The sequence below is a fragment of the Thioalkalivibrio sp. ALMg3 genome, assembly GCF_000381225.1.
GTDB lineage: Bacteria > Pseudomonadota > Gammaproteobacteria > Ectothiorhodospirales > Ectothiorhodospiraceae > Thioalkalivibrio > Thioalkalivibrio versutus.
Map to the genome: position 1 here is coordinate 371,448 of NZ_KB906219.1, position 25,895 is coordinate 397,342.

Genomic DNA, 25,895 nt, shown 5'->3' on the forward strand with positions numbered 1-25,895 from the left:
CGCGTGCGAAAAAATCGTGCATGGAGGCTCAAGTCTTGCGGGATGCGGCCGTCACCGGGGGCAGGTCCGTCGTCCTGAGCGCAGGAGGGCCTGTACATTCAGAGTTCGGGAGTACCAGGATGGACGCAAGCGCGATTGCCGCAATGGCCACCCAGCAAAGCCAGCAGCAGCTGGCCATGCAGAAAGATGTGGCCCTGCAGAAGAAGGCGATGGAGTCGCAGGAGATGGCCGCTCAGTCGATGCTGGAGGCACTGCCCGACATTGGCGAGATGCAGGCCGCCACACAGGGTCTGCCGGCAAACGTGGGCACCAACATCAACACGACCGCCTGACGCCCCCCAGTCCTTTCGCCCTGCAAGGCCCCGGCGCGTTACTGCCCGGGGCCTTTTCGTTTTGCCATCGAATCGCACTCGGGAGCGATCTCGACCCGCGTCGTCCCGGAAACCGCGAAGCGGTGATCCGGGATCTCGCGGGGGTGCGCGGCGGCGTGGGTGTCATGGGCTGGAGATCCCGGCTCTGCGCTACGGCCGGGATGACGCGGAAGTGTTCTAGTCCCGGGTGTCGGATCCGCTGCGTCCGGATGCCCCCGTACCCCGCGATCACGCGGTCTTCCATCCAGAGCCGTCGCGCCCTGCGCGGCAGGCCGGGAGCCTGCCATGCACCGTGCCTTGGGTGCCCTCTGTGGTTACACGCCCCGGTGTTTCCTTCGTCTTTTTGAGTGCTTCGTGGTGAACCCATTCAGGCGGCCGTCCGTTACTGCCGCTGCGCCTCGAACTCGATCATCAGTTCGACCTCGTCGCCAACGATGTCGCGGGTCAGGCCGTAGGTCATGCCGAAATCGGAACGATCGAAGCTGCCACGCATCGACGCCCCCAGCACGTACGGGCGGCCGAACAGGCCACCCAGCGGGAACGGGTAGCGCCCGACCTTGTTGATGGTCACGTCGAGATGGATGGTGCGGGTCTCGCCCAGCAGCTCCAGGCCGCCGCTCAGGCGCCCGGTGTTGTCGCCGGTGGGCTGGTAGCGCGTGGCGGTGAAGCGCATCTCCGGGTACGCCTCGACGTGCAGGAAGTCCTCGTTGCGCAGGTGGTCGTCGCGCTCGGCGTGGTTGGTGAACACGCTGTCCGTTTGCACGACGAAGAAGCCGCCCTCCAGCTCGCCCGAGTCCGGGTCGAAGGTGAACTCGCCCTCGGCCTCCAGGAACATGCCCATGACCTTGGCGTAGCCGGCGTGATCGACCAGGAAACCGACTGCGAAGTGGTCGGGGTCGATGACCCAGCGGTCGGCATCGGCCAGGGCGGCAGCGGGCAGGGCGAAGGTCGCGGTCAGCAGGCAGGTCAGGAGCGCGGAGCGCAGGCGGCTGGAAAAGCGGTGGTTGCGGGCGTCAGTCATGACACACCTCCGGTCGGTGGCGGTAGAGCCAGTGGATATCCACGGCAAAGGACAGGCCGAGGGCCAGTAGCCCGGCCAGGGCGATGGTGATGGCGGCAATGGCGGGCAGGCCGGGGATCAGCACCAGAAGCAGCACCACGGTCTGCAGCACGCAGACGGTCTGGCGGCGGCGGCTGGGTGGCAGCGCCCCGGCCAGCCAGGGCCAGGGGCGGGCGGCCAGCACGAAGGCATAGCGCATCAGCCCGATCAGGATCACCCAGGGGCCGACTGCGGTCATCTGCCAGGCGAGCACGGACAAAGCCAGGATCATCGCTGCGTCCAGTTCCATGTCGAAGCGGGCCCCGAATGCGGTGGCGCTGTCGGTTCGCCGCGCGACGGCCCCGTCGAGCCCGTCCAGCAGCAGGGCCAGGCCCGCCAGCGCAATCACCCAGAGGGCCAGCAATGGGTCACCCGTGGCAGGGGGGACGAATACCAGGGCCCCCAGGGGTGCGGTCAGGGCGGCGCGCAGGAGCGTGACCCGGTTGGCCGGGCCGGGGCCACGCCCGTCCCGGGCCAGTCCGTCCGGGGGGGTGGTGGTGGCGAGCAGGGCGCCGAGCACGAACCAGAGCACGACAAAGCCGAGGATTGCGTGCGGTCCCAGTTCGGCGTGCAGCATCAGCGCCGCCGTGACGACCAGGCCCAGCAGGCCGGCGACGAGCCCGTCGGCCGCCCAGACGCGGAGACCGGTCCGTATCCGTGCCGCGGAGCGACGTTTGGCGGTGGATGATTCCATGGGGGGGATTGTAGCCCTCCGTGGGAGGTCTCCGGGGCCTTGCCTTGCGACCACGCCGCGCGCCGGGAGTTGCCGCTTGGAATGCGCTTCGCCCACACTGCGCGGATGATGACGCCGCCTTGCATGCCGACCTTGCAGTGCCTCCGGTGAACACGCCGGCTCCCGAACAGGCCTTCTGGGTCGTCCGTCCCGGCACGGGCGAACTGCGTCCGGAGGCACTGGCGGAGCCGGTGTCGGGGGAGGTGCGGGTGCGCACGCAGTTTTCCGCGATCAGTCGCGGGACCGAGGCGCTGGTCTTTCATGGCCGGGTCCCCGCGAGCCAGCATCAGGCGATGCGCGCGCCGTTCCAGGCGGGCGAGTTCCCCGGGCCGGTCAAGTACGGATACATCAGCGTCGGAACGGTCGAGGCGGGGGGCGAAGGGGGTGTGCCGCTGGGGCAGCGGGTGTTCTGTCTGTATCCGCACCAGAGCGCCTACGTCGTTCCCGCGGCCGCGGTGGTCCCGATCCCGGATGCGGTGCCCGCGGAGCGCGCGGTGCTGGCGGCCAACATGGAGACGGCGATCAACGCGGTCTGGGATGCGCACTCCGGTCCGGGGGATCGCATCGCCGTAATCGGGGCGGGGGTGGTCGGGCTGCTGGTGGCCTGGCTGCTGCGGGCGATCCCCGGCACCGAGGTGACGTTGATTGACCCCAACCCCCAGCGCGAGGCTGTGGCGGCCCGGCTGGGGTTGAGCCATTGCACCCCGGACGCGGCGCAAGCGAATCCGGACCTCCAGGGCCTGGACGGGGTCGTGCATGCCAGCGGCAACCCGGCCGGGCTGGAGCAGGCGCTGGCCCTCGCCGGGGTCGAGGCCCGGGTGGTGGAGATGAGCTGGTACGGCGATCAGCCGGTGCCGGCGCCGCTGGGCGAGGCCTTTCACTCGCGGCGGCTGACGTTGCGCAGCTCGCAGGTCGGACGCATCCCGCCGGAGCGCGCGGCGCGCTGGGACTATCGCCGCCGCCTGGCGCTGGCGCTGTCGCTGCTGACCGATCCGGCGCTGGATGCCCTGATCAGTGGCGAGGATGCGTTCGCCGACCTGCCGACGGCGATGCAGCGTGTCTCCGGGCCCGAGGCCGAACGCACGCTGTGCCACCGTATCCGTTATTGACCCTTTTCCGATTAACGCGACCTGCGGGGAATTGCCCGATGTACAGCCTGAACGTCCGTGATCATTTCATGATCGCCCACAGCTTTGCCGGCGAGACCTTCGGCCCGGCCCAGAAGCTCCACGGCGCGACCTACGTGGTCGACGTGACCTTCCGCCGCCAGGCCCTGGATGCCGACGGGCTGGTGGTGGATATCGGCCGCGCCAGCGAGGTGGTCAAGGTCCTCCTGGGCGACCTGAACTACCAGAATCTGGACGAATGTGAGGATTTTCGCGGCCAGAACACCACCACCGAATTCCTCGCCCATGAACTGCACCAGCGCGTGGCGCGCGCCATCCATGCCGGCGAGCTGGGCGAATCGGCCCGCGAGCTGGACGCGGTGTGCGTGACGCTGAACGAGTCGCACGTCGCCTGGGCCAGCTACGAGGCGGCACCCTGAGCCGAATGCGTGAGCTCGGCTTGGTGGTGCCGGGGTCGCTGGAGCAGCGCACCGGCGGGTATCGCTACGATGCGCGCATGGTCGCGGGCTTGAGGGAGCGCGGCTGGACGGTGACGGTGCGCGAGCTGGAGGGGGCATTCCCCGGGCCGAATCTGGCGGCCGAGTCGGCCCTGGACGCCGCGCTTGCGGGCTTTCCCGATAGGCGGGCCGTGCTGCTGGATGGCCTGGCGGCGGGTGCCTTTCCCGGGGTGCTGGCCCGCCACGCCGAGCGCCTGCATCTGATCTATCTGCTGCATCACCCGCTGGGTCTGGAGACCGGGCTGGAACCGGCGCGGGCCAATGACCTGCTGGCGCGTGAACGCGCCGCCGTGGGTCAGGTCGAGGGCGTGCTGGCCACCAGTGCCTTCACCGCCGGGCAGGTGGCCACCTGGGGGGTGTCTTCCGGGCGGCTCCAGGCGATACCGCCGGGGATCGAACCGCGGCCGCAGGCGTTGGGGCCCGGTCCCGGCGAGCGGCCGCTGCTGCTCTGTGTGGGCTCGGTCGTGCCGCGCAAGGGCCAGCTGGAACTGGTGCAGGCCCTGGCGTGCATCCGGACCACGGACTGGCGGGCGGTCTTGGTGGGTTCGCGGGTGCGGGACGCGGCCTATGTGCAGCGGGTGGAGGCGGCGATCACCGAGGCCGGGCTTGGAGACCGGATCGAGTGGGCCGGCGAATGCGATGATGCGGCGCTGGAGGGCTGGTACGGGCGGGCCTCGCTGTTTGTCCTGCCCAGCGCTTACGAGGGCTTCGGCATGGCCTATACCGAGGCGATGGCGCGCGGCCTGCCGGTGATCGGTACCACCGGTGGGGCGATCCCTGCGACCGTGCCGGAGGCGGCTGGTCGGCTGGTGCCGCCGGGAGATATCGGGGCGCTTGCCGAGGCCATTGACGCCTTGTTGACCGATGCTGGAGCGCGCCACCGGATGGGACGGATGGCACGCGAGGCGATGGCGGAACGTTCGGACTGGGATGGTGCGGTGGCCGCACTGGAACAGACGCTGGAGGCGTGGCTGCAATGACGGAATCCTTCGACGCCGACTGGCTGGCCCTGCGCGAGGCAGCCGATCATGCCGCCCGGCCGGAGGCCCTGGTCGAATCCCTGCGTGCGCATCTGGCTGGGCGTCGTGTCGCCGGCCCCCTTGAGGTGACGGATCTGGGCAGCGGCACCGGCTCCAACCTGCGCTACCTCGCGCCGCGATTGCCGTCCCCGCAACACTGGCGGCTGGTGGATCACGATACCGGGCTGCTGGGCCGCGCCGGCGCTCCGGGCGCCGGGATCGAGCTCGAGCGGTGCGTGAGCGACCTGGCCGACGATCCGGCTGCGGCCCTCGCGGGCGGATCATCGCTGGTGACGGGTTCGGCGCTGCTGGATCTGGTTTCGGAGGACTGGCTGGACCGGTTGCTTGCGGCCTGCGCCGAACAGGGCGCCGCGGTGTTGTTCGCACTGAGTTATGACGGACGGATTCGCTGGTCGCAGCCGCATGCCCTGGATGCCGAGTTGGAGGACGCGGTCAATCGCCACCAGCGCTCGGACAAGGGGTTCGGCCCGGCCCTGGGGCCGACCGCCGCGCCGGCCTGTGCGGCGCGGCTTGAGGGGTTGGGGTACCGGGTGGAAACCTGCGCCAGTGACTGGCGGATTGACGCGCATCAGGCAGCGCTGGGCGTGGCCCTGATCGACGGCTGGGTGGCCGCGGCCAGCGCGATCGACCCGGGCCGGGCGGCGGATCTGCGTGCCTGGGGCGAGGCGCGCGCCGTGGCGCTCGCCCGCGGCGAGGTCGAGCTGACCGTCGGGCATCAGGATGTGCTCGGTTTGCGCTGACCCACGCCGCCCGGGTGTTTTAATCAGCATCCCCTTACAAGGGAGAATTGGCGCCGATGTGCTGTCCATTATCCTGTTCGCTCTGGAAGGCGTTTCGGTGCAGGATAGAAATAGGTAATGGAATGAACGCTTGACGGAGACCCCGGAGTAGCGCTGATGAATGCATTCATCCGTGTTGCCCGAGTCGCTCCGCCAATGGAAAAACCGGAAAAGGTGAGGCATGGAACAGGCAGACAACAAGCAGAGAAGTTTCGTTAATCGCTACTGGATCCTGATCGTGATCGTGCTGTGGCTGATCGCCTGGTCGGCGCGCGATGTACTGGCCCCCAGCGCCGATGCGGTGCCGGAGGACACGGATGTCGAGGCCGTTGCGGTCGCCGAGGATGCCCCGGCCCCAGCGGACGAAACAGCGCCGCGTGAGGGGCGTTTGTCGGAGGGCGACATGGACCCGATGACGGGCGAGGCCTACGAGCGTGAGGACGAGGGCAGCGCACAGCGCCCGATTCCGGACCCGCAGCAACAGGCGCAGCTCCGGGCCACCGGCGAGCCGATGAGCGAAGAAGAGGTCGCGCGGCAGGTGCAGGAGGCGCTGGAGGCCGGGCGTGTCGCCTACTGGCGGGGCGGACCCGAGGAGGCGGTCGAGGTGCTGCGCACGGCACTGGAAGACATTCCGGCCACCTCGGCGCAGCGTGCCGACCTCTACGGCGAGCTGGGCAACGCCCTGTATGCCGCTGACGATGCCGCGGGCGCGATGCGGGCCTGGGACAGCGCCCTGGGGCTGTTGCCGACGAGCGAGCGGCGTTCGATGATCGAGCGCCTGGCGCCAGTGTATGACCGCCACCACCGCGATGGCGCCCGCCACCTGCGACAGTACCGCTAGGTCTTTTCGCGCCGGCGGAAGGCGCGGGCAGGGCAACCGAAAAGGCCCCGGGGGTGTACACCTCCGGGGCCTTTTCTTGTGGGGGCGGTCGTCTGCCAGCCGCAGGTTCAGACTAGCTGGTAGCGGTGCAGCTTGCGCCACAGGGTGCTGCGATCCATGCCCAGGGCGCGGGCGGTCTGCGAGCGGTTTCCGGCATGGGCGACCAGTGCCTCGCGCAGGCGCCGGGCCTCCGGATGCTCGCTGGGCTGGCCGTCGCGGGTCGGGTGGCCCGCCCGGTTGTTCGGTTGGCCGTCGGGAACGTGGGCCGGGTCATGGCGGTTGGTGCGCGGCGCATGGATCGTGTCCGCCGCATCGGCATCCATCCGGATCGGCTGGGGCAGGGGAAAGTCGTCCACCTGACCGTTGCGGGCGTGCAGGGTCAGACACTCGAAGACGTTCTCCAGCTCGCGGAAGTTGCCTGGCCAGGGGTGCTCCTGCAGCCGTTCCTTCAGATGCGGCGCGATGCGGATGCCGTGGTGCACCTCGTAGGCCTGCAGGGTGGCTTCCAGATCCCGGGGACGCTCGCGCAGCGGCGGGATTTCCACCGTGGCGACCGCGAGGCGGTAGAACAGGTCGGTGCGGAACGCGCCGGCCTCGACGCGGCTGCGCAGGTTCTGATTGGACGCGGAAAGGATGCGCACATCCACTTGCCGGGTGGTGTTCTCGCCGACGCGTTCGAAGGCGCCATCCTGGACCGCGCGCAGCAGCTTGGCCTGCAGGCGCGGGCTCATCTCTCCGATTTCGTCGAGGAACAAGGTGCCGCCGTCGGCCGCCTCGAAGCGCCCGACCCGGTCGTTGACCGCCCCGGAGAAGGCCCCGCGGGCGTGGCCGAAGAGTTCGGATTCCAGCAGCTCCTCGGGGATCGCCGCGCAGTTGATCTCGACGAACGGGGCCCGGATGCGGCGGCTAGACTGGTGGATGGCCCGGGCCAGGCGCGTCTTGCCGGTGCCGGATTCGCCCATGAGCATCACGCGCACGTCGCTGGCGGCCACGCGCCGTGCGAACTGCAGCGTGGGCCGGCAGCTGGCGTCGTGGGAATGGAAGTGGCTGTCCTCGAGCCCGTCCTCGCTGACGGTTTCCACCGCGGTTGTTCGCCGGCGCTGCGGTTGCAGGGTGATCAGACGCAGCGCGCGCTGGTCATCGTTCAGGCGCAGTGGCTGGCTGATCACCTCCAGCGGGAGGGTCTCGTCGTCCAGTTCCGCCATTAGCGAGAAGTGCAGGGCGTGCGGCGTGCTGTTGGCGTCGGCATCGTGCTCACCGGCGGCAATGGCGGCCTCTTGCAGGTGTTGTTCGAGATTCAGTGGTCCGAGGTTCGCCAGGGTGAGGCGGGCATCGGAGGGGATTTGCAGCGTCTGGTGAAAGGCCGGGTTGGCGAACAGGACACGGCCCCGGGTGTCGCTGATGAGGTGTGGGTCGCGACTGTGTCGGATGCAGATTTCGGCCAGTTCGGTTGTGGTCATCCCGCCTCCTTTTCTTGTTGGAGGGCCCGGCGGAAACGGTGCAGTGTTGCAACACCCGGGGCCGCCTGCAACACCCCCGGTATGGCCCGTTTCGCCAATCCCTGTCTCGGTTATAGCGCGAAACGGGGGTGTTGCAACAGTCATTGCTTGAATATCAGGAAATCCTAATTAAGTGATTGTTTTATAAGAATGTAGATATATTGGCATATACGTTGCTTGTAGTCGGGCATGAGTTCATCTACATACTGGGTAATGGATACCCACTGCGGTTTTCAGCCGGCTGACCCGGGTCGCCGGACGGGCCTCGCCGCTAGTTTCCCCGGCGTCCGGTCGAGTGCGGTCCATTCCCTGCCCTCGGTCCCGTGCGCGCAGGTGCGCCGGGTGCGGGCGCCTTCTTTCATCGCGACATTCGGCGCGAGGTAGGACGATCATGTTTGCGCGAGTTTCCCGACGCCTCCTGGCCCGCACCCTCCTGGGTACCGCACTGGCCCTGCCGCTGTTCGGCATCTCGGCGGCCCACGCCGCTGGTCCGATCCTCACGGTGGAGCCGGATCAGGCGGCCACCCAGACCGTTAGTGGCACCGTGGTCCCCTATCGTGAAGTCACCCTGACCGCGCAATCCGCGGGGCGCGTGGTGGATGTGGCGGGCGCCGAGGGCGACCGCTTCGAACAGGGGGCGGTGCTGGTGGCCATCAGCGACGACCGGCTGCGCGCCCAGCGCCAGGCGGCCGAGGCCGAGATGCGCACCGCCGAGGCCGCGATCCGCGAGGCCCAGATGCAGTACGGCCGCGAGATGGTCTCGCCGCAGTCGCGCAGCATTGGCCAGATGCCGGGCATGGGCGTGCCGTCGATGTTCGACCAGATGTTCACCCAGCCGATGGGCCAGGTCATGGGCATGGGCGATCCCGCGCTGGATCGCCGTACGGATCTCTATTCCCGCTACATCGGCGTGGATCAGGCGCAGGCGCGCTGGGAGCAGGCCCGGGCCCGGGTCACCGAACTGGACGCGGCCATCCGCGACACCCGGTCCGAGGCGCCCTTCGATGGCCTGGTGATGCACAAGCACGTGGAAGAGGGCGATACCGTCCAGCCCGGTCAGCCGCTGGTGAGCTTCGGCCACGTCGAATTCCTGCGCGTCGAGGCGCAGGTGCCGGTGCGGCTGGTGAGCAGCCTGCAGGAAGACGACTACGTACAGGTGCGGCTGGATACCGGTGACGAAGTGGAGGCCCGGGTCGCCCGGATCTTCCCCCTGGCCGACCCGCAGCGCCACACCGTCACGGTCAAGTTCGACCTGCCGCAGGGCGTGCGCGGTGGCCCGGGCATGCATGCGGCGGTGCATCTGCCGCAGGGCGAGCTTTCCGGTAACCGGGTCGTGATTCCGCGTTCGGCATTGATCCCGGGCGGTGCCTTGCCGCGCGTGGCCGTGCTTGATGGCGAGGGCCACGTCCGCGTGCGCATGGTGCGCCTGGGTGGCGGACGCGGCGACCAGGTGGTGGTGACCTCCGGGCTGGAGCCGGGCATGCAGATCCTGGCCCGACCGGGCGCGGGTGTGCGTTCCGGCCAGCCCGTGGGCCGCGGTTCCCCGGATTCGGGCGTCGGACGCCGCGACGGTGTCACGGACCCCTGGAGCCGTATGTAGGGATCCATACCCGGCTGCAGGCCGGGACTATCAGCGCCGGTTGCTGCCCCCTGGCAGGTGCACCGGTGGCGACGCGCCGGCCGAACCGGTGCTCGGGACGCCAGACTGACAACAGGACTGTTCAAGCTCGATGGCCGAAGACGACAAACAATCCGAGACCGGTTTCCGGCAGAAACACGGTGACCCCGGCATTGCCGGGCGCATGGCGGCGGCCTTTATTCATTCGCCGCTGTCGTCGCTGCTGCTGATTGCCAGTATCGCGATCGGCATTCTCGGCCTGATGGTCACCCCGCGCCAGGAGGACCCGCAGATCTCCGTGCCGATGGTGGACATCATGGTGTCCTACCCCGGCGTGCCCTCCGAGCAGGTGGCGAGCCTCGCGGCACGGCCGCTGGAGCGGCTGATGAGCGAGTTGTCCGGGGTGGACAACGTCTACTCCGCGTCGCATCGAGGCGAGGCGATGGTGACCGTGCAGTTCGACGTTGGCGAGGACATGGAGTCGTCCATCGTCAAGGTGCACGACAAGCTGATCGCCAATCGCGACCTGATGCCGCCCGGCGTCAGCGAGCCCATGGTCAAGGTCAAGGGCGCGGACGACGTGCCGGTGCTCAACCTGACCTTCTGGTCGCATGAGGTGGACGACGCCCTGTTGCGCCAGATCGCACTGGATGCACAGCAGCAGCTGAACGAGGTCCCCGACACCAACCAGAGCTTCGTGGTCAGTGGACGCGAGGAGCGCCTGCGCATCGAGGTGTTGCCGGAACGCCTCGCGGGCTACGACATCAGCCTGGATCAGATCGCCCAGGCCGTGCAGTCCGCGAATGTCGAGGGCGCGGCAGGACGCATCGAGAGCGGGGGGCTGAGTACTGCGGTGTACACCGGGCGTTTCTTCACCGGCGCCGCCGATCTTGAGCAACTCCTGGTTGCGGTCAGCGACGGCCAGCCGGTCTATCTGCGCGATGTGGCCGAGGTGACGTACGGCCCGGGCGAGCTGGAGCGGTTCGTGCGCCACTACTCCGGTCCGGCAGCACCCCAACCGGATGCGGCACCGGAAGGCGCCGCGGCGGTCACGCTGGCCATTGCCAAGAAGCCCGGCAGCAACGGGGTGACCGTCGCCAACGACGTGCTCGAGCGCCTGGAGCGTCTGAAGGGCAGCGTGATCCCGGACAATGTCGAGGTGGCGGTTTCGCGCAACTACGGCAAGTCTGCCAACGAGAAGGTCAACGAGCTGCTCTTCAAGCTGTTCATCGCCACCTTCGCAGTGACCATCCTGGTGGGCCTGTTCCTGGGGGTTCGTGCCGCGGTCGTGGTGCTGATCGTGATCCCGGTGGTGATCCTGTTCACTGTGTTCAGCGCGTGGCTGCTGGGCTACACCATCGATCGCGTCAGCCTGTTTGCGCTGATCTTCTCCATCGGCATCCTGGTCGATGACGCCATCGTGGTGGTGGAAAACATCTACCGACGCTGGCTGATGAAGCGCGGCATCGATACCGAGACCACGGTGGATGCGGTGCGCGAGGTCGGCAACCCGACCATCCTGGCCACCTTCACGGTCATCGCGGCCCTGCTGCCGATGGGTTTCGTCTCCGGGATGATGGGCCCGTACATGCAGCCGATCCCGGTGCTGGGGTCCGTGGCCATGCTGTTCTCGTTGGTGGCGGCGTTTGTATTCACCCCGTGGCTCACCCAGCGCCTGCGCCCGAGCATGGCGTATCTGGAAAAGGCCACCGACAAGGAACATCGCCAGGCGGAAAAGCTGGGGCGGTTCTACCGTACGGTAATCCCGGGGCTGGCCGACAACCGGGTGCGCGGCTACGCCTTTCTGATCGCGGTCATCGTGATCTTCTTCCTGATGGTCAGCCTGTTCATGACCACGGACGTCCGCGTGAAGATGCTGCCCCTGGATAACAAGCCCGAGTTCCAGGTGATGGTGAACTTCCCCGAGGGCACGGCCCTGACCGAGACCGCGACGCTGAGCCACGACATGGCCAGCGCCCTGCGCGAGATGGACGAGGTGGTGGCTCTGCAGTCCTACGTCGGGACCGCGTCGCCGTTCAATTTCAACGGCCTGGTGCGGCACTACTACCTGCGCAACGAACCCTGGCAGGGGGACATCCAGGTACAGCTGGTGGACAAGGGCGACCGCAGCCGGACCTCGCACGATATTGCCACCGAGGCGCGCGAACGCCTGACCCCGCTGGCCGAGGCGGCCGGCGCGCGCATCCAGGTGGTCGAGATGCCGCCGGGTCCGCCGGTGCTGCAGTCGATTGTCGCCGAGATCTACGGCCCTGATGCTGCCACCCGCCGCGTTGTAGCCCGCGATCTCGAGGGCATGTTCGCCGGTGCCGAGCACGTGGCCGATGTGGACAGCTTCCTGCAGGCGCCACACAACGTCTGGCACTTCGATGTGGATCGCGACAAGGCGCTGCGCCGCGGTGTGACCGTGGACACCATCAATCGAACCCTGGAGACCGCGATCGGCGGGCAGATCCTGGGCGATGTAAAGGCGCAGTCGCTGGTCGAGCCGCATTTGATCGAGATGCGTCTGCCGATGGCAACGCGCAATGACATCCGGCAGCTGGAGATGCTGCCGATCTCCACCCGGCAGGGCGGGTCGATCCCGCTGGCCGAGCTGGGCGAATTCGTCCAGCGCCCGCAGGACGAGCCGATTTACCACAAGAACCTGCGTCCGGTGGAGTACGTGACCGGCGAGGTGGTCGGGCGTCTGGCCGCGCCGGTGTACGGCATGCTGGAGGTCCAGGAACAGCTGGAGGACTACCGTCTTCCGGATGGCAGCCAGGTGCAGCCGCACTGGCTGGGGCCGCCGCCCAATGATGGGTCGACCGCCTTCGAATGGGCCGGCGAGTGGACGGTGACGTACGTGACCTTCCGCGACATGGGGATCGCCTTCGCGATCGCGCTGATCCTGATCTACATGCTGGTGGTCTGGGAGTTCGGCAACTTCGTGTTGCCGGGCATCATCATGGCCCCGATCCCGCTGACCCTGATCGGCATTATTCCCGGCCACTGGCTGATGAACGCCGAATTCACCGCGACCTCGATGATCGGCTTCATCGCGCTCGCGGGGATTATTGTCCGCAACTCGATCCTGCTGGTGGACTTCGGTCGCCAGGCGGTGGACGAGGGCCACGACGTGCGCGACGCGATGATCCTGGCCTGCCAGGCGCGTACCCGTCCGATCATCATCACCGCGCTGGCCCTGCTGGCCGGCTCCAGCGTGATCCTGTTCGATCCGATCTTCCAGGGCATGGCGATCTCGCTGATGTTCGGCACGGTGGTGGCCACCCTGCTGACCCTGGTGGTGATCCCGCTGGGCTGTATCTCCGGCCGCCGTGCCTTCTGCCCGACCAGCCTGGACGAGGACGGTGCGGCCACGGCGGGCTGTGGCAATGGCAATGGCCATGCTGTGCATGCCGGTGTGACGGCCAGCCCGACCCAGGGTGCGTCTCCGGGGGCATCCGGCGAGGGGAATGACCTGTTCGGCCCGCGCGAGGGCGGGCCGGTCACCCAGGTCGTGCAATACGCGGGGCTTTATCTCAAGTGCCTGGTCGTGGCTTTCATCGAGGGCCTGCGCGACCTGGCGCTCGCCCTGGGGCGCCTGATTCGGTCTTTCATTGAACGCCGCCGCAATGGCGATGGCGGCCCCCCGCCGCCCAGCGGCGGATCGGGCGGTCCCTCCGCCGGGCCTGGCGGGCCGACGGGCGGTGCCCCGGGGAGCGGTGGCGCGTCGGGCACGGGTTCCGGCGGGGCTGCGGCGACTCCGCAGTCCCGTTCGGAAAACCCGTCGGCGGACTCGAAGCCGTCGGGCCCTGTTGCGCAGGCACCTGAGGCGACCGGCACCCCAGAGCGAGCGGCTTCCACCCCCGCCACCGGGAATGCCGGAGCCCAGGACGCCGGTGCCGTGCCGTCCAGCCGCGCTCAGGCTGAGAAGCCCGACGCGGGGACTGCGAAACAGGCGGCCACCTCCAGGACCACGTCCCGCGCCGGGGCAGGCAAGACGACCGCATCGACTACCCCGGTCGGGTCGCGTGCCGGGAAAGCCGGCTCCACGCGGGGTGCTGGCGATACCGCGGGGACCAAGGCTACGAAGAAGTCGCCAGCGGGCACCTCGGTAAGCGCGAAGGACAAGTCCACCGCAGCCGCGAGAAAGACCCCCGGCGACACGTCCGTGTCCGGTGACGCCACGCAAGGACGCGCAAGCAGCACCAGCAAGGGCACCGGAACCCGGAAAACGGGCAGCGCGAGCGCGAACAAGCGCGCGTCGACGGCATCCAACAAGAAGGCCGGCGGGACAAGCAAGACCGGCACCACGAGCAGCAAGACCGGCCGCAAGGACAGCGGCAGCACCCCCAAGGGGAGCGGCAAGTCGGGTACACCCGGCAAGGGCCGCACCCGACGTGGGATTCGACTCAAGTGAACATGCAAGCAAGACCTCGAGGAGGTTCGCAATGAAGAAGCGTTTCAATTCCCGAATGATTGGTACCACGCTGGCCAGTGCCGCCGTGGCATCCGTGCTGGCCCTGGGCGTCGCCCAGGCCCAGGAACAGGGCCAGGGTCAGGGCTACGGCCAGGGTCCGGCGATGGGCCAGCAGGGCCCGGTGCCCGGCCCCTACGGGCATGCCCCGTACGGCTCCGGCATGGGCGCACACCCCGGTGGCGGGATGATGCAGCAGCGTGAAGGCTCCGGTGACTTCAGCTTCGGCATGTCCGGGCGCAGTCAGGGTCATGGCTACGGGCGCGGTCACGGTGATGGGTACGGCCAGGGCTATGGTCGCGGCCATCAGGGCTATGGTCCGGGATACGGCCCGGGGTATGGCCCCGGTTACGGCCCCGGTCCGCAGCAGGGCGGCTTCGGCCATCCGGGCATGATGCAGCCGGGCTATGGCATGCAGCAGCGTCAGGGCTACGGCCAGATGCAGCAGTTCGATCCGGACAACCTGCCGGAAGACATGCCAGAAGAGATGCGTGAGCGCATCCAGGCCCAGCACGCCGAGCGCCAGGAGCGCATGGAAGAGATGGAAGCCATGCGCGAAGCGCGTCAAAAGGCGATGGAAGCCGGACGTGCGGCGTACGAGGAAGAGATGGAGCGCCAGCGTGAGCGCCGCATGGAGATGATGCAGGAGCGTCGTGAATCCATGCAGGAAGAAGGCGAGTACTGATCTTCGGATCGGGGATCGCATGCCGACGGGCGCTGGTGCCCGTCGGAGTGGAAGCCAGACGGAGGCAGTTCGCCATGCAGGGCAGGCAGTCCGGTCAACCGAAACGCAGGCGGGTCAGAAACGCCCCGATACTCGGGGTATTGCTGGCCACGGGGTTTCTGTTGCCGGCCGCCGACCTGGCGGCGAGTGATCGCCACAACCCCTGGGCCTCCGGTACGCCGGAGGTGCAGCGGTCGGCCCCGGAACGCCCGCGCGGGCGTTTTCCGGACCGCGATTACGACCCGTCACGGCGGGGCGAATCGCGGGATGCGCCAGGCCCGCCGCAGCACGCTCCGGCGTACCGCGGCTACGGGCCGCAACACCCGTACGGCACACCGGGTGCTCCGTCGTTCCACCCCCCTGGCGGGATGCCGGGGGGCTATCCATACGGGTATCCGGGGCAGTCCGGTTACCCGGGCATGGGCGGGCCGTCTTCGGTCTTCCCCTGGGGGATGGGCGGTTTCCCGTTCCCCTGACCAGTAAGGCGTGCATTCGGGAAGCCCTCCCCGCGTACACGCATTCAAATTGAGGGCATGACTCCTTCAGGAGGTAGCACCATGAACAAGTTGGTCAAAGCAGCAGTTCTCGCCGTTTCCCTGGGTGGCCTGGCCGCCCCGATGATGGCCTCCGCCCAGTGGGGCGGCCCCGGCTACGGGTATGGCCCCGGCGCCTATGGCCCGGGCTACGGCTATGGCCCGAGCATGCCGTTCTTCGGTGGCCCCGGTTACGGCTCCGGTCGTAATTACGGCATGGGCGACATGATGGGTGACATGATGGGTGACGGTAACTTTGACTTCTCCGCCAGCGGTCGTGGCCGCGGCCACGGCTACGGTCATGGCTATGGGGATGGCTACGGCCGGGGTTATGGTCAGGGTTATGGCCATCCGGGTTATGGCTACGGCCCGGGCTACGGCTACGGTCCGGGCTACGGCCCGCGGGGCTATGGCCCGCAGGGTCAGATGCCGCAGCAGCAGGGCCAGGGCAACTAAGCCCGTCGCTGTTCGGGCCTGCCCGGTGTCGGGCAGGCCCCTTTTTTTCGGAGCCGTGCGGATTGGTGGGTTGCGCGTAGCCGCCAATCCGCAATGCTCGAAGGAGACGCCATGCAGACCGTCGTCGCCAATCTGAAAGGTGGTACCGGCAAGAGTACCGTGGCCTTTAACCTGGCCCTGTGGTTGCTGGAGGGGCGTCGTCGCGCCCTGACCGTGGATCTGGATCCGCAGCGAACCCTCAGCGATGTGCTGGAGGTGCGCCACGAGGAAGGCTACGAACCCGCGCTGGACGGGGTCAGTGATCTCGATGCGGTCCGCTCCCGCGCGGGCGATTACGACGAGGTGCTGATCGATGTCGGTGCGTCGGACATGGCCTCCCTGATGACAGCGGTGGAGGGTGCCGACCGTGTGCTGATCCCGGTGCCGCCCAGCCAGGCGGACGTCTGGTCGACTTATCGCTTCGTTCAGCGCATTCAGGAGCAACGGGGGTCGCGTGATCGTCCCGAGATCCTGGCATTCATCAATCGTGCCGATACGCACCAGGCCGTGCGCGAGACCGACGAGACGCACGAGGCGCTGCAGCAGATCGAGGGGGTCCGCTTGCTGAAGCCGCGGCTGAAGCAGCGCATGGCCTTTCGCCGTTCCTTCAGCGAAGGGCTCTCGGTGCGCGAACTGGAGCCCCGCGGCAAGGCCGCCGCCGAGCTGGATGCCCTGGCTGTAGCCCTGTTCGGGCGCAACCGCCGCAAGAAACAATAATGTGTCGCGTCCGGTGATCACCGGACGGCGGGCACCGAGCAGGAGAGCTTCATGCGCTTCATACGCAATGCGTTGGTCGTGATCGGATTGCTGGCACTGATTGGGGTGGGGTATGCCATTTTTGCTTTCGAGCCCTACCTCGGTCAGGTCCGCTCGCTGGATTCTCAAGCGCCCAAGGTCTATTCGCAGATGGCCCGCACGGTGCTGGAGACCGGCGACGCCGCGGAGGCCATGGTCTACAAGCGCAAGGTGGACGCGGGCCTGGCGGTCGACGAGGTCGAGGATATTCTGCGGCTGGTGGCCAACGAGCTGAATCTCCGCAACGTCGGCGAATTGCCGATGGGGGAGGAGGTACGCAGCGTTACCGGGGAGGACTTTCCGTTCCTGAAGATCTATATGTTCTGTGATGTGGCGATTGCCGCGCAGATGGTTCGCCACAGCCCGGCGATGGCTGCGTATCTGCCGTGCCGGATCGTGCTGCAGGAAGATGCCGAGGGCAATCTGTGGCTGATGACGCTGGATCTGGAGCCGATGATCCACGGAGGGCGGCCGCTGCCCGAGGATCTGCGCGAGCAGGCCATTTTTGTGAAGGAATCACTGGAGGAAATCATTGACCGCGCCGCCGTCGGCGCCTTCTGACGGGGGTATCGAACCCGTTTCCATGCATCGACCAAGGGCGTTCAATGAGCGACGAGAGCAACAGTGATTTCAACAGGGTCCGCGACGAGGCGGACAAGGCGGATGCCCGCTCCCGGCGTGTGGAGCTGATTGTGTACGCCGCCTTGCTGGCCTTCGTGGTCCTGGCCATCTACGGGTTCTGGCTGATCACCAGCCTGACGCGGGATGTCAGCCAGCTGACCCAGGAGATCGCCCAGATGACCCAGGTGGTCGATCGCGACATGTCCACCATCGCCGGGCACATGGCCTCGATGGACCACCAGATGACGGACATCAACAACACCATGCGGGTAATGAACGAGGAAGTGGCGGTGATCGCGGGCAATACGCGCTCGATGGATGCCAATATCGGCTCGATGACGCGCGATACCAGCGTGATGGCGGGCGCGATCACGGGCATGCAACAGGACATGTGGAGTCTGAATCGCAATGTGGGGGCGCCCATGGGTATGATGAACATGTTCAACCCATTCACCGATCAGAGCGGTCCGGTCCGGGGTTCGCCGGGGCCGTATTACCCGCGCTGATCATGCGTTTCGACTGACGGAGTCCGCATGTTCAATCGTCCTGGCCCTCGGGTACGCAAGCAGCTCAAGCTGCTCAGCGACCGCCTTGCCGAAGAGAATCCGGTCCTGAAGGGGGTGGTCGACCCCTTCCGTGATCTGGACCGGGTCGGCTATGCGGCCGGTCTGCTGGATCCCACCGAAGACTCCTACGCCTTCACCATCTCCTGGTGGCCGATGATCGCCATGCTGGGGACGTTCTCGGCCGGCAAGTCCACCTTCATCAACGAATACGTGGGCACCACCGTGCAGCGCAGCGGTTCGCAGGCGGTAGACGACAAGTTCACCGTGATCAGCTACGGCGGAAGCGAGCACGTGCAGGAGCTGCCGGGGCTCGCGCTGGACGGCGATCCGCGTTTCCCGTTCTATCGCGTATCCGACGAGATCGAGCGCATCACCGACGGTGGCGGGCGTACGGTGGATCATTTCCTCGCGATGAAGACCGCGCGCGCGGAGCATCTGCGCGGGCGCATCATCATCGACTCTCCCGGGTTCGATGCCGACGAGCAGCGCGCGACAATCCTGCAGCTGACCGACCACATCATCGATCTGTCCGACCTGGTACTGGTGTTCTTCGATGCCCGCCACCCGGAACCGGGCGCGATGCGCGACACCCTGGAGCACCTGGTCAATCGCGTCGCCGAACGCAATGATTTCACCAAACTGGTGTTTATCCTTAACCAGATCGACACCACCTGGCGCGAGGACAACCTGGAAGAGGTTGTTTCCGCCTGGCAGCGCGCCGTGGTGCGTCAGGGCAATGCCACCGGGCGCTTCTATTGCCTGTACAACGAGAGTGCGGCGGTCGAGATCGGCGATCCTCAGGTGCGCGAGCGCTACGAGGAAAAATCCCGGCGCGACCGTCAGGAGATCCACGCCAAGATCCAGGAGATCAGTTCCTCGCGTTCCTACCGGATCCTTGGCTCGCTGCAGGCGATCGCCGAATCCATCGAGATGGACGTCATGCCGGCGCTGCAACGTGCGCTCGCACGCTGGCGCCGCCGTGTCATGCAGTTCGACGCCGGGATGTTCGCGGTGGTCGCGGTGATCCTGGGCCTGATTGGCTACCAGTGGACTGGTGGTGTGGCCCCGTGGACCGATGGCAGCGTCTGGCAGTCCATGGGCGAGCGCCCGTTGCTGACGGTCTTTGGCATCGTGGTGCTGGCGATCGTGCTCGGCGGGATTCACTTCTTCAATCGCCGCTGGCTGGCGCGCCGCATCGCGCGGACGCTGCCGACCGAGACCCCCGCCGGTAACTGGCGCGCGGCCTTCGAGAAGAACACGCGTCCCTGGCGCCCGATGATGGGACGAGCACCGCTGGGTCTGGGACGGCGGATGATCGGCCGCCTGCATCAGCTGCGCGACCGCGCCGAGGCCTACATCCAGCGCCTGAACAACCAGTTTGTGGATGCCAGCCCGGTCTCGCGCCAGGGCGGGCGGGCCTCGGCCAGCGATGTCTACAACCCGAAGGAGCCGGAAGCCCCGGTCCCTGACCCGACGCCGGGCACGGATGCGCCCCGCGATTACGCCGAGCCGGAGGCGCCGGAGAGGCGCTAGGGGTAGGGGCAGGCATGATGCCTCCTCCTGCGCCGGCTCGCAGCAAGCAGCACGACCAGCGGGTGCGATTACCGGCCGCTAATGTTGTGCAGGAGGAGAACGATGACCATACTGGCGTGGCTTATGTTCGCGCTGGCCATGATCCTGGTGCCCATCTCGGTATGGGCCAGCATGGCAGCGCTGGGGGTTTGTGCCGGGTGTGCACTGATCCGAGACTGGCGCAGGGGGCGTCAGGCGTCGGAGCAGTAGGCTCTCCCGCCCCGACACCCACGGGCTTTAACCAACTGGGGACGGATCGTGCGCAGGGGGCTGTGGCGGATCCGATTCCTGTTACCACTGGAGGAGAAAGTAGAAATGAGTGATCAAAAGAAGATGGCCATCATTGCCACGAAGGGTAGCCTGGACTGGGGGTATCCGCCCTTCATCCTCGCCTCCACGGCGGCCGCTCTGGGCTACGACTGCGAGGTGTTCTTTACCTTCTACGGCCTGCAGCTGCTGCGCAAGAAACTGGATCTGCAGGTGACCTCGCTGGGCAATCCGGGCATGCCGATGCCGATGCCGATGCCGGTGCTTCTGCAGGCCCTGCCGGGCATGCAGAAGATGATGACCGTGATGATGAAGAAAAAGATGGCGGCGAAGGGCGTCTCTGATCTGGGCGACCTGCGCGAGCTGTGCCTGGAGGCCGAGGTACGCATGATTGCCTGCCAGATGACGGTGGACCTGTTCGACATGGACACCAGCGAATTCATCGACGGCGTGGAATACGCCGGGGCCGCCGCGTTCTTCGAGTTCGCCGGCGAGTCCGATATCTGCCTGTTCATCTGAGCCGGCAGCGCGCCTGGCGCGCCCCTCAAGGCCCCGCGGCATTGCGCTGCGGGGCCTTTTTCGTTTTTGGGGTGCCTTCGTGCGCTTCGTGGCGACCGACAGAAAAAGATCAGTCGTGGCCGGCGTACATGGCCTCGATGGCTTTGGCGTAGTGCTTGGTAATGACCGGGCGCTTGAGCTTCATGGTCGGGGTCAGCATGCCGTTGTCCACTGACCAGGGTTCGTGCACCACGTGGACGTGGCGGATCCTGGCGTAGCCGGGAAAGTCGCGTAGCTGGTACTGCATGCGCTGGAGCAGGGCGCGCTCGGTAGCACGCGACAGGCGTCCGGCGGCACTGGGGTCGAGGTCGTGGTCCTCGGCGAAGGTCGCCCAGGCCTCGGGTTCGGGGACCACCAGGGCGCTCAGGAAGGAGTGGCCGTCGCCGACCACCATGACCTGATCGAACAGGGCATCCAGGGCGATGGCCATCTCCATGTCCGCCGGTGGGACCTTCTCGCCATTGGTCAGTACGAGGATGTCCTTCAGGCGTCCGGTGATGAAGATGCGGCCATCGTCGTCGATTCGTGCCTGATCCCCGCTGTGCAGCCAGTGATCCTGGTCGATCGTGGAGGCGGTGGCCTCTTCGTTCTTCCAGTAGCCAAGCATGACGCTGCTGGAACGGGTAAGCAGCTCGTCCATTTCGCCGATCTTTACTTCGACCCCCGGAAGGGGCTTGCCGATGGAGGCGGGCAGGTTGTCGTCCGGGGTGTTGACGCTGACCACCGGGCTGGATTCGGTCATGCCGTAGCCATGCAGTACCGGGAGGCCGAGGCCGATGAAGAAGCGGGCAATCGGTGGCGGCAGCGGCGCGCCGCCGCATACGGCGAAGCGCAGCTTGCCGCCCAGGCGATTCAGCACCTTTTGTGCCACGATTCGCTCCAGCAGGGGCCACAGCAACAAGCCCGGGGACCAGGATGCACGGCCCTGCCGGTATTCGAAGCGGCGCCAGCCAATGGCCACCGTGGCCTTGAACAGGCCACGGCCGATCGCGGATTTCTCCTTCAGGCCGGCCTGGATGCGGCCATGCACACGTTCGTAGATGCGCGGGACCGAGATCAGCACAGTGGGCTGCACGGACATCAGATCCTCGCCCAGACCCTGGATAGAGCGCGCGAAGGCGACCTCGGCGCCGATCAGCATGGGCATGTAATAGCCGCCGGTGCGTTCCAGCATGTGGGACAAGGGCAGGAAGGAGAGGAAGCGGTCGGTATCCGACAGCGGTCCGGCGGTGGAAGAGGCCTGGGCGTTGTCGAGAATATTGCGATGCGACAGCATCACGCCTTTGGGTCGCCCCGTGGTGCCGGAGGTGAACACGATGGTCGCCAGGCCCAGGGGGTCCAGGTCCGGGCGATGCACGTGGTCGGGGTCGCCGCGCTCCAGCCAGCGGTCGAGGTCCATCACCCGCGAGTCATCGGGCTCGCCTTCGGTGTGGCCCAGGCAGACGATGCGCTTGAGCGAGGGCATGTTTTCGAAGTGTTCGGACAGGCGGCGGTTGTGCATGCTCTCGCCCAGCAAGAGCAGGCGGGCCTGAGTCTGGCCAATGATGTAGGCGACGTTGTCGGGGCGGTCGTCGGTGTACAGCGGCACGGTAATCAGCCCCAGTTCGCTGGCGGCCTGGTCGAGGGCGACCCACTCGCGCGAGTTGCCGAGCATCAGCGCAACGCGTTCCCCGGGCTTGAAACCTTCGCGCGCCAGCGCAGCCTGCCAGCGATCCACCATCGCGGCCATTTCGCCCCAGGTGGTCTGCTTCCAGGTCTGGTCGTCGGCGCTGAAGTGGCGATAGGCCGGGGCATCCCGACTCATGGAGACCCGGGTGCGGAACAGCGCCGGCAGGGTGGGGGCCTGTTCCGGGGTGATGGTGGTCGACGACATGAGGGCCTCGCGCGCTAGGGTCCGATGACCCGGACGTTAGAGGAGGCGTCCATCCGGGGCAAGCGGGGCCCCGTGGACAACCTGTCGAGGGATCAAACCTAGCGAATCCCCAGCGGGTGGGCAACGGGCTGGTAGGCGATGGCGCCGAGGACCAGGCTGAGACCGATCAGGGCGATCACGCCGCCCCCGGCGAGGCCCAGGGACGGCCCAATGTAGGTGAGCCGGCCCATGCGCGTCGGGCCCAGCCAGCGACGGGTCCAGTCACGCGCGGAGACGGCGAGGGTCGCCAGCACCGAGACCGTCGCCGCCGTGCCCAGTGACATCGCCAGCACGGCGGCCACGCCAGCCCAGGCCAGGCCCAGGGCGGTGGAGACCGCCATGATCAGCACCGCGCCGGAACAGGGGCGAATGCCGACGGCCAGCACTGTGCCCCACCAGGTACCACGCTGGTTGGGATCCACGTGGTGCGGGGTGCCGCAGCCGCAGTGCGCGTCGTGTTCGTGCGCATGATCGTGATCGTGGGCTTGAGCGCGGTGGGCGCGATGCAGCCGCCAGGCATGGCGCAGGGCACGAACCATCAGCCACAGCCCGAGCAGCGCGACAAGGGCGAAGCTGGCGATTTCCAGGGTGCGTACCTGACCCAGGGTGTCGCGGGCCAGCCAACCGAACAGGCCGATCAACACACCGACCAGGGCGATGGCGGTGACGCCCTGCGCCAGCGCGGAGGCGGTGGATAGCAAGATGCCGCGCCGCAGGTTCTGCGGCTGGGTCAGCAGGTAGGCGCTGATCACCGCCTTGCCGTGGCCGGGGCCGGCGGCGTGGAAGATCCCGTAGAGCAGGCTGACCAGGATGAGCGCCCCGGCGGTTTGTGTGGTCGGACCGTCGCGCAGGGCGTGCAGGCCCTCGGTCAGGCTGCGGTGCAACTGCCGCTGGGTCTGCAGCATCCAGCCGGTCAGGCGTTCCAGGTGGCTCGGGGGCTCAACCAGTGGGGTTGGCGCCTGATTGCCGCTGGGCGCCCCGGTGGGGGCGCCCAGCGGGTGGCCGGTCTCGGCCTGCACGAGTCCGGAGCCGCCAAACAGCAGGGCCAGCAACAGAAGTAGCAGGTTGAGGGAAGGGCCTCGGAACAGGTCTTGGTCGGTGCGCATGGCGTTACTGTATAACACTCAGTCTGCGGTGTGGTGTGCGTGGCGTCCGATCGCGCGGCAGCACCGGGCTCAGTCGCATTCCAGCGTGGCGGTTTCCGCGAAGTGACGGCCCAGGTCGTTGACCGGGCTGCGGTCCGAACGTTCCAGGGTGGCGGCGTAGCGGATCAGCTGCGGGTCCGGTCGGGGCTCGGTGACGGCGACCTCGCAACCGGGTCGATTCTCCACGAAGACGATGTCGTCCGGATCGTGCCGGATCTCGATCCAGTATTCCGGATCGAAGACGCGGTAGGTGAAGGCGTCACCGGCGGTGATGTCGTGTTCGTCCAGCGGCAGCTCGAAACGCAGGTGCAGGCGCCGGTCCTCCAGGGTCAGGCGCGCGTTGCGGGCCTGCGGCACGTCCAGGCGCTCGTCGCCCAGGTTCAGTTCGGTGAAGTAGTCATAGGCAGCCAGGTTTCCGAGCATGCGTTCGGCGGCGTGTTCCAGCGCCGCATCGATGCCGGTGGCACCGTCGAGGTCCCGGGTCAGGTCTTCCAGCAGCATGTGGCTGTAGGTCGGGTCGATGCGCCAGGATTGCTCCATGCTCGCCAGGTTGCCGGCATCGTCGAAGACCAGCCCCATGCGCAGGTCGATCCACGCATGCGGGTGGGCGAGCGCGCCGGCCGGCAGGAGCAGACCCAGAACCAGCGTCAATCGCATGAGCCAGGGGCGCAGATGCATCGGCTTCAGGTGGCGCGCTGCCAGCGCGTGCCATCCGGCGTGTCTTCCAGCTCGATGCCGCGCGCGACGAGTTCGTCGCGGATGGCATCCGCCTTGGCGAAGTCGCGGCCCTGGCGCGCGGCCTTGCGTGCGGCGATGCGCTCCTCCACCCAGGCGGCCAGGTCATCGTCCCCGGCGTCGCCCTGAAACCACGTGGCTGGGTCCTGTTGCAGCAGACCCAGCAGGGCGGCGCCCGCCAGCAGTTCACCCTTGCGGCGGGCCCGTTCGGCATCGTCGGATGCTGTTGCCAGGGCGTCGGTCATGCGGTGCAGCGCGGTGATCGCGGCGGGGGTGTTCAGGTCATCCAGCAGCGCCGTGAACACTGCCGTGTTGGAGGCAGCAATGTCGTCGGCCTCGATGTCGGCCACATCGCGCAGTACGCGGTACAGGCCATTCAGGCTGTTGCGCGACTGGGTCAGGGTCTCTTCCGAGAAGTTCAGCGGGGCGCGGTAGTGGCGCGACAGCAGCGCCAGGCGCAGGACCTCGCCGGGGTAGTGCTGCAGCAGGTCGTGCAGCAGCTGAAAATTGCCCAGTGACTTGGACATCTTCTCGCCGTCGATGGTCAGGTGTCCGTTGTGCACCCAGTAACGGGCGTAGTGGGTGCCGTGTTCGTGGCAGCCCTCGGCCGCGCAGCCCTGGGCGATCTCGTTTTCGTGGTGCGGGAAGACCAGGTCGTGGCCGCCGCCGTGGATGTCGATCATCGGGCCCAGGTGGCTGCGGATCATTGCCGTGCATTCCAGGTGCCAGCCGGGGCGGCCCGTGCCCCAGGGGCTCTCCCAGCCGGGCTCGCCCGCCGCGGCCGGCTTCCACAGCACGAAGTCGCCGGGGTGGCGCTTGTAGTCGGCGACCTCGACCCGGGCGCCGGCCTGCATGTCCGCCAGCGAGCGCCCGGACAGGGCGCCGTAGTCCGGGTAGGAGGTCACGTCGAACAGCACGTGGTCGTCGGCCACGTAGGCATGGCCGCGTTCGATCAGGCGTTCGATCAGCTCGATCATCGGCTGGATGTGTTCGGTCGCGCGCGGCTCGAGGGTCGGCTTGAGCGTGCCGAGTTCGGCGATGTCCTCGTGGAAGGCCCGGGTGAAGCGTTCGGTCAGCGCGGCGATGGGCTCGCCGTTGTCGGCGGCGGCCTTGTTGATCTTGTCGTCGACGTCGGTGATGTTGCGGGCGTAGACCACGTGATCCGGGCCGTAGAGCTCGCGCAACACGCGGAACAGCACGTCGAACACGACCACCGGCCGGCCATTGCCGATGTGCACGCGGTTGTACACGGTGGGGCCGCAGACGTAGAGCGTCACCCGCTCCGGGTCCTGGGGCACGAACGGCTCGTCGCGCCCGCCCAGGGTGTTGTGCAGGGTGAGGGTCCGGGCCGCGCTCATTGCCCGGTGTCCTTGCCGTACAGCGTCTCGGGGGCGATCTCGGGATCGCTGGTCACCACGACGGTGTCCTGTCCGACCTGCAGGTAGAAGCAGCTGCGCCGCCCGGTATGGCAGGCCGGGCCGGTCTGGTCGACCTTCAGCAGCAGGGTGTCGCCGTCGCAGTCCAGGTGCAGCGAATGCAGCTGCTGCACCTGCCCGGACTGCTCGCCCTTGCGCCACAACGCCTGGCGCGAGCGCGAGTAGTAGCAGACGCGTCCGGTCGCCAGGGTCTCGTCCAGGGCCTCGCGGTTCATCCACGCCAGCATCAGGACCTCGCCGGTGTCGTGCTGCTGGGCAATGGCGGGGATCAAACCGCCGGCATTGAGCTTCAGGCGATCCAGGACCGCTGGGGTCGGGTGGCGCTCGCCACGGGACTCGCCTTCGAGTTGCTTGAACATCGCTGCGTCCGCTTGCGGGAGCGGCGAAGAATACCATTTTCGAACCGCGCTCCGAAG

24 protein-coding genes are annotated in these 25,895 nt (G+C 67.5%); 16 read left to right on the forward strand and 8 right to left on the reverse strand.

The window, feature by feature from the left end; genetic code table 11:
* The first annotated feature begins 119 nt into the window (after positions 1 to 119).
* On the forward strand, positions 120 to 332 hold the full coding sequence (locus F622_RS0101815) for a putative motility protein (protein WP_018937902.1): 213 nt from the start codon (positions 120 to 122) through the stop codon (positions 330 to 332).
* Between the two features lie 421 nt (positions 333 to 753).
* On the opposite strand, the gene F622_RS0101820 is transcribed toward F622_RS0101815, so the two are convergent.
* Together F622_RS0101820 and F622_RS0101825 are read right to left on the reverse strand one after the other, a co-directional pair.
* Positions 754 to 1,392 (reverse strand): YceI family protein, encoded by a 639-nt coding sequence (locus F622_RS0101820; protein WP_018649797.1) that lies wholly within the window; start codon positions 1,390 to 1,392, stop codon positions 754 to 756.
* A complete protein-coding gene (locus F622_RS0101825; protein ID WP_018649798.1) occupies positions 1,385 to 2,164 on the reverse strand; it encodes a CDP-alcohol phosphatidyltransferase family protein in 780 nt (259 codons plus the stop codon). The genes F622_RS0101820 and F622_RS0101825 overlap by 8 nt, the downstream gene beginning before the upstream one ends.
* A 137-nt stretch (positions 2,165 to 2,301) precedes the next feature.
* Here F622_RS0101825 and F622_RS0101830 point away from each other — a divergent pair, with 137 nt between their 5' ends.
* The 5 genes from F622_RS0101830 to F622_RS0101850 all read left to right on the forward strand — a co-directional run bounded on the left by F622_RS0101830 (position 2,302) and on the right by F622_RS0101850 (position 6,487).
* A complete protein-coding gene (locus F622_RS0101830; RefSeq protein ID WP_026331521.1) occupies positions 2,302 to 3,312 on the forward strand; it encodes a zinc-binding alcohol dehydrogenase in 1,011 nt (336 codons plus the stop codon).
* A 38-nt stretch (positions 3,313 to 3,350) separates the two neighbouring features.
* Positions 3,351 to 3,749, forward strand: coding sequence for a 6-carboxytetrahydropterin synthase (locus F622_RS0101835; protein WP_019571208.1), 399 nt, complete (start codon positions 3,351 to 3,353; stop codon positions 3,747 to 3,749).
* 5 nt (positions 3,750 to 3,754) lie between these two features.
* Positions 3,755 to 4,807, forward strand: coding sequence for a glycosyltransferase family 4 protein (locus F622_RS0101840; RefSeq protein ID WP_019571209.1), 1,053 nt, complete (start codon positions 3,755 to 3,757; stop codon positions 4,805 to 4,807).
* Entirely contained in the window at positions 4,804 to 5,607 is an 804-nt protein-coding gene (locus tag F622_RS0101845; protein ID WP_019571210.1) for a hypothetical protein, read from the forward strand. Before F622_RS0101840 ends, F622_RS0101845 begins: the two co-directional genes overlap by 4 nt.
* A gap of 220 nt (positions 5,608 to 5,827) precedes the next feature.
* Positions 5,828 to 6,487, forward strand: coding sequence for a hypothetical protein (locus F622_RS0101850; protein WP_018168527.1), 660 nt, complete (start codon positions 5,828 to 5,830; stop codon positions 6,485 to 6,487).
* A 107-nt stretch (positions 6,488 to 6,594) separates the two neighbouring features.
* Here F622_RS0101850 and F622_RS0101855 read toward each other — a convergent pair whose 3' ends face one another.
* Complete coding sequence (locus F622_RS0101855; protein ID WP_019571211.1) at positions 6,595 to 7,986, reverse strand: sigma-54-dependent Fis family transcriptional regulator; 1,392 nt, start codon at positions 7,984 to 7,986, stop codon at positions 6,595 to 6,597.
* 430 nt (positions 7,987 to 8,416) lie between these two features.
* Here F622_RS0101855 and F622_RS0101860 point away from each other — a divergent pair, with 430 nt between their 5' ends.
* The 10 genes from F622_RS0101860 to F622_RS0101905 all read left to right on the forward strand — a co-directional run bounded on the left by F622_RS0101860 (position 8,417) and on the right by F622_RS0101905 (position 20,212).
* On the forward strand, positions 8,417 to 9,625 hold the full coding sequence (locus F622_RS0101860; RefSeq protein ID WP_019571212.1) for an efflux RND transporter periplasmic adaptor subunit: 1,209 nt from the start codon (positions 8,417 to 8,419) through the stop codon (positions 9,623 to 9,625).
* Between the two features lie 130 nt (positions 9,626 to 9,755).
* Entirely contained in the window at positions 9,756 to 14,063 is a 4,308-nt protein-coding gene (locus tag F622_RS0101865) for an efflux RND transporter permease subunit (RefSeq protein ID WP_019571213.1), read from the forward strand.
* A gap of 31 nt (positions 14,064 to 14,094) precedes the next feature.
* Positions 14,095 to 14,805, forward strand: coding sequence for a sulfur globule family protein (locus tag F622_RS0101870; RefSeq protein WP_018176020.1), 711 nt, complete (start codon positions 14,095 to 14,097; stop codon positions 14,803 to 14,805).
* Positions 14,806 to 15,401: 596 nt separating this feature from the next.
* Positions 15,402 to 15,833 (forward strand): sulfur globule family protein, encoded by a 432-nt coding sequence (locus tag F622_RS0101875; RefSeq protein ID WP_018951035.1) that lies wholly within the window; start codon positions 15,402 to 15,404, stop codon positions 15,831 to 15,833.
* Positions 15,834 to 15,944: 111 nt separating this feature from the next.
* On the forward strand, positions 15,945 to 16,589 hold the full coding sequence (locus tag F622_RS0101880) for an AAA family ATPase (RefSeq protein WP_018144420.1): 645 nt from the start codon (positions 15,945 to 15,947) through the stop codon (positions 16,587 to 16,589).
* Positions 16,590 to 16,640: 51 nt separating this feature from the next.
* A complete protein-coding gene (locus tag F622_RS0101885) occupies positions 16,641 to 17,228 on the forward strand; it encodes a DUF302 domain-containing protein (RefSeq protein WP_018176017.1) in 588 nt (195 codons plus the stop codon).
* Between the two features lie 44 nt (positions 17,229 to 17,272).
* Positions 17,273 to 17,794, forward strand: a complete 522-nt coding sequence (locus tag F622_RS0101890) for a hypothetical protein (RefSeq protein WP_018144418.1) — start codon at positions 17,273 to 17,275, stop codon at positions 17,792 to 17,794.
* 27 nt (positions 17,795 to 17,821) lie between these two features.
* Complete coding sequence (locus tag F622_RS0101895; RefSeq protein WP_018937887.1) at positions 17,822 to 19,387, forward strand: dynamin family protein; 1,566 nt, start codon at positions 17,822 to 17,824, stop codon at positions 19,385 to 19,387.
* A 102-nt stretch (positions 19,388 to 19,489) separates the two neighbouring features.
* Entirely contained in the window at positions 19,490 to 19,636 is a 147-nt protein-coding gene (locus F622_RS14090) for a hypothetical protein (RefSeq protein WP_018144416.1), read from the forward strand.
* A 105-nt stretch (positions 19,637 to 19,741) separates the two neighbouring features.
* Positions 19,742 to 20,212 (forward strand): DsrE/DsrF/DrsH-like family protein, encoded by a 471-nt coding sequence (locus F622_RS0101905; RefSeq protein WP_018144415.1) that lies wholly within the window; start codon positions 19,742 to 19,744, stop codon positions 20,210 to 20,212.
* A 109-nt stretch (positions 20,213 to 20,321) separates the two neighbouring features.
* Here the strand turns inward: F622_RS0101905 and F622_RS0101910 are convergent, their stop codons facing one another.
* The 5 genes from F622_RS0101910 to hisI form a co-directional block, all read right to left on the reverse strand.
* Positions 20,322 to 22,124, reverse strand: a complete 1,803-nt coding sequence (locus tag F622_RS0101910) for a long-chain fatty acid--CoA ligase (protein WP_018937886.1) — start codon at positions 22,122 to 22,124, stop codon at positions 20,322 to 20,324.
* 98 nt (positions 22,125 to 22,222) lie between these two features.
* Entirely contained in the window at positions 22,223 to 23,269 is a 1,047-nt protein-coding gene (locus tag F622_RS0101915; RefSeq protein ID WP_019571214.1) for a nickel/cobalt transporter, read from the reverse strand.
* Positions 23,270 to 23,338: 69 nt separating this feature from the next.
* On the reverse strand, positions 23,339 to 23,986 hold the full coding sequence (locus tag F622_RS0101920) for a DUF1007 family protein (RefSeq protein ID WP_018176013.1): 648 nt from the start codon (positions 23,984 to 23,986) through the stop codon (positions 23,339 to 23,341).
* A 5-nt stretch (positions 23,987 to 23,991) separates the two neighbouring features.
* Positions 23,992 to 25,401, reverse strand: coding sequence for a cysteine--tRNA ligase (cysS, locus tag F622_RS0101925; RefSeq protein WP_018649808.1), 1,410 nt, complete (start codon positions 25,399 to 25,401; stop codon positions 23,992 to 23,994).
* Positions 25,398 to 25,838 carry a phosphoribosyl-AMP cyclohydrolase gene (hisI, locus tag F622_RS0101930; RefSeq protein WP_018649809.1) on the reverse strand — a complete coding sequence of 147 codons (441 nt, stop codon included), beginning with the start codon at positions 25,836 to 25,838 and terminating at the stop codon, positions 25,398 to 25,400. The genes cysS and hisI overlap by 4 nt, the downstream gene beginning before the upstream one ends.
* Positions 25,839 to 25,895: the final 57 nt, after the last annotated feature.

What these genes read in the sequence shown, in the direction of transcription:
- F622_RS0101905 (WP_018144415.1), top strand. Translation starts at nt 19,742, where the DNA reads ATGAGTGATCAAAAGAAGATGGCCATCATTGCCACGAAGGGTAGCCTG.
- F622_RS0101920 (WP_018176013.1), bottom strand. Translation starts at nt 23,986, where the DNA reads ATGCATCTGCGCCCCTGGCTCATGCGATTGACGCTGGTTCTGGGTCTG.
- F622_RS0101855 (WP_019571211.1), bottom strand. Translation starts at nt 7,986, where the DNA reads ATGACCACAACCGAACTGGCCGAAATCTGCATCCGACACAGTCGCGAC.
- F622_RS0101820 (WP_018649797.1), bottom strand. Translation starts at nt 1,392, where the DNA reads ATGACTGACGCCCGCAACCACCGCTTTTCCAGCCGCCTGCGCTCCGCG.
- F622_RS14090 (WP_018144416.1), top strand. Translation starts at nt 19,490, where the DNA reads ATGACCATACTGGCGTGGCTTATGTTCGCGCTGGCCATGATCCTGGTG.
- F622_RS0101885 (WP_018176017.1), top strand. Translation starts at nt 16,641, where the DNA reads ATGCGCTTCATACGCAATGCGTTGGTCGTGATCGGATTGCTGGCACTG.
- F622_RS0101815 (WP_018937902.1), top strand. Translation starts at nt 120, where the DNA reads ATGGACGCAAGCGCGATTGCCGCAATGGCCACCCAGCAAAGCCAGCAG.
- hisI (WP_018649809.1), bottom strand. Translation starts at nt 25,838, where the DNA reads ATGTTCAAGCAACTCGAAGGCGAGTCCCGTGGCGAGCGCCACCCGACC.
- F622_RS0101840 (WP_019571209.1), top strand. Translation starts at nt 3,755, where the DNA reads ATGCGTGAGCTCGGCTTGGTGGTGCCGGGGTCGCTGGAGCAGCGCACC.
- F622_RS0101915 (WP_019571214.1), bottom strand. Translation starts at nt 23,269, where the DNA reads ATGCGCACCGACCAAGACCTGTTCCGAGGCCCTTCCCTCAACCTGCTA.
- F622_RS0101850 (WP_018168527.1), top strand. Translation starts at nt 5,828, where the DNA reads ATGGAACAGGCAGACAACAAGCAGAGAAGTTTCGTTAATCGCTACTGG.
- cysS (WP_018649808.1), bottom strand. Translation starts at nt 25,401, where the DNA reads ATGAGCGCGGCCCGGACCCTCACCCTGCACAACACCCTGGGCGGGCGC.
- F622_RS0101910 (WP_018937886.1), bottom strand. Translation starts at nt 22,124, where the DNA reads ATGTCGTCGACCACCATCACCCCGGAACAGGCCCCCACCCTGCCGGCG.
- F622_RS0101825 (WP_018649798.1), bottom strand. Translation starts at nt 2,164, where the DNA reads ATGGAATCATCCACCGCCAAACGTCGCTCCGCGGCACGGATACGGACC.
- F622_RS0101895 (WP_018937887.1), top strand. Translation starts at nt 17,822, where the DNA reads ATGTTCAATCGTCCTGGCCCTCGGGTACGCAAGCAGCTCAAGCTGCTC.
- F622_RS0101865 (WP_019571213.1), top strand. Translation starts at nt 9,756, where the DNA reads ATGGCCGAAGACGACAAACAATCCGAGACCGGTTTCCGGCAGAAACAC.
- F622_RS0101880 (WP_018144420.1), top strand. Translation starts at nt 15,945, where the DNA reads ATGCAGACCGTCGTCGCCAATCTGAAAGGTGGTACCGGCAAGAGTACC.
- F622_RS0101835 (WP_019571208.1), top strand. Translation starts at nt 3,351, where the DNA reads ATGTACAGCCTGAACGTCCGTGATCATTTCATGATCGCCCACAGCTTT.
- F622_RS0101890 (WP_018144418.1), top strand. Translation starts at nt 17,273, where the DNA reads ATGAGCGACGAGAGCAACAGTGATTTCAACAGGGTCCGCGACGAGGCG.
- F622_RS0101870 (WP_018176020.1), top strand. Translation starts at nt 14,095, where the DNA reads ATGAAGAAGCGTTTCAATTCCCGAATGATTGGTACCACGCTGGCCAGT.
- F622_RS0101845 (WP_019571210.1), top strand. Translation starts at nt 4,804, where the DNA reads ATGACGGAATCCTTCGACGCCGACTGGCTGGCCCTGCGCGAGGCAGCC.
- F622_RS0101875 (WP_018951035.1), top strand. Translation starts at nt 15,402, where the DNA reads ATGAACAAGTTGGTCAAAGCAGCAGTTCTCGCCGTTTCCCTGGGTGGC.
- F622_RS0101860 (WP_019571212.1), top strand. Translation starts at nt 8,417, where the DNA reads ATGTTTGCGCGAGTTTCCCGACGCCTCCTGGCCCGCACCCTCCTGGGT.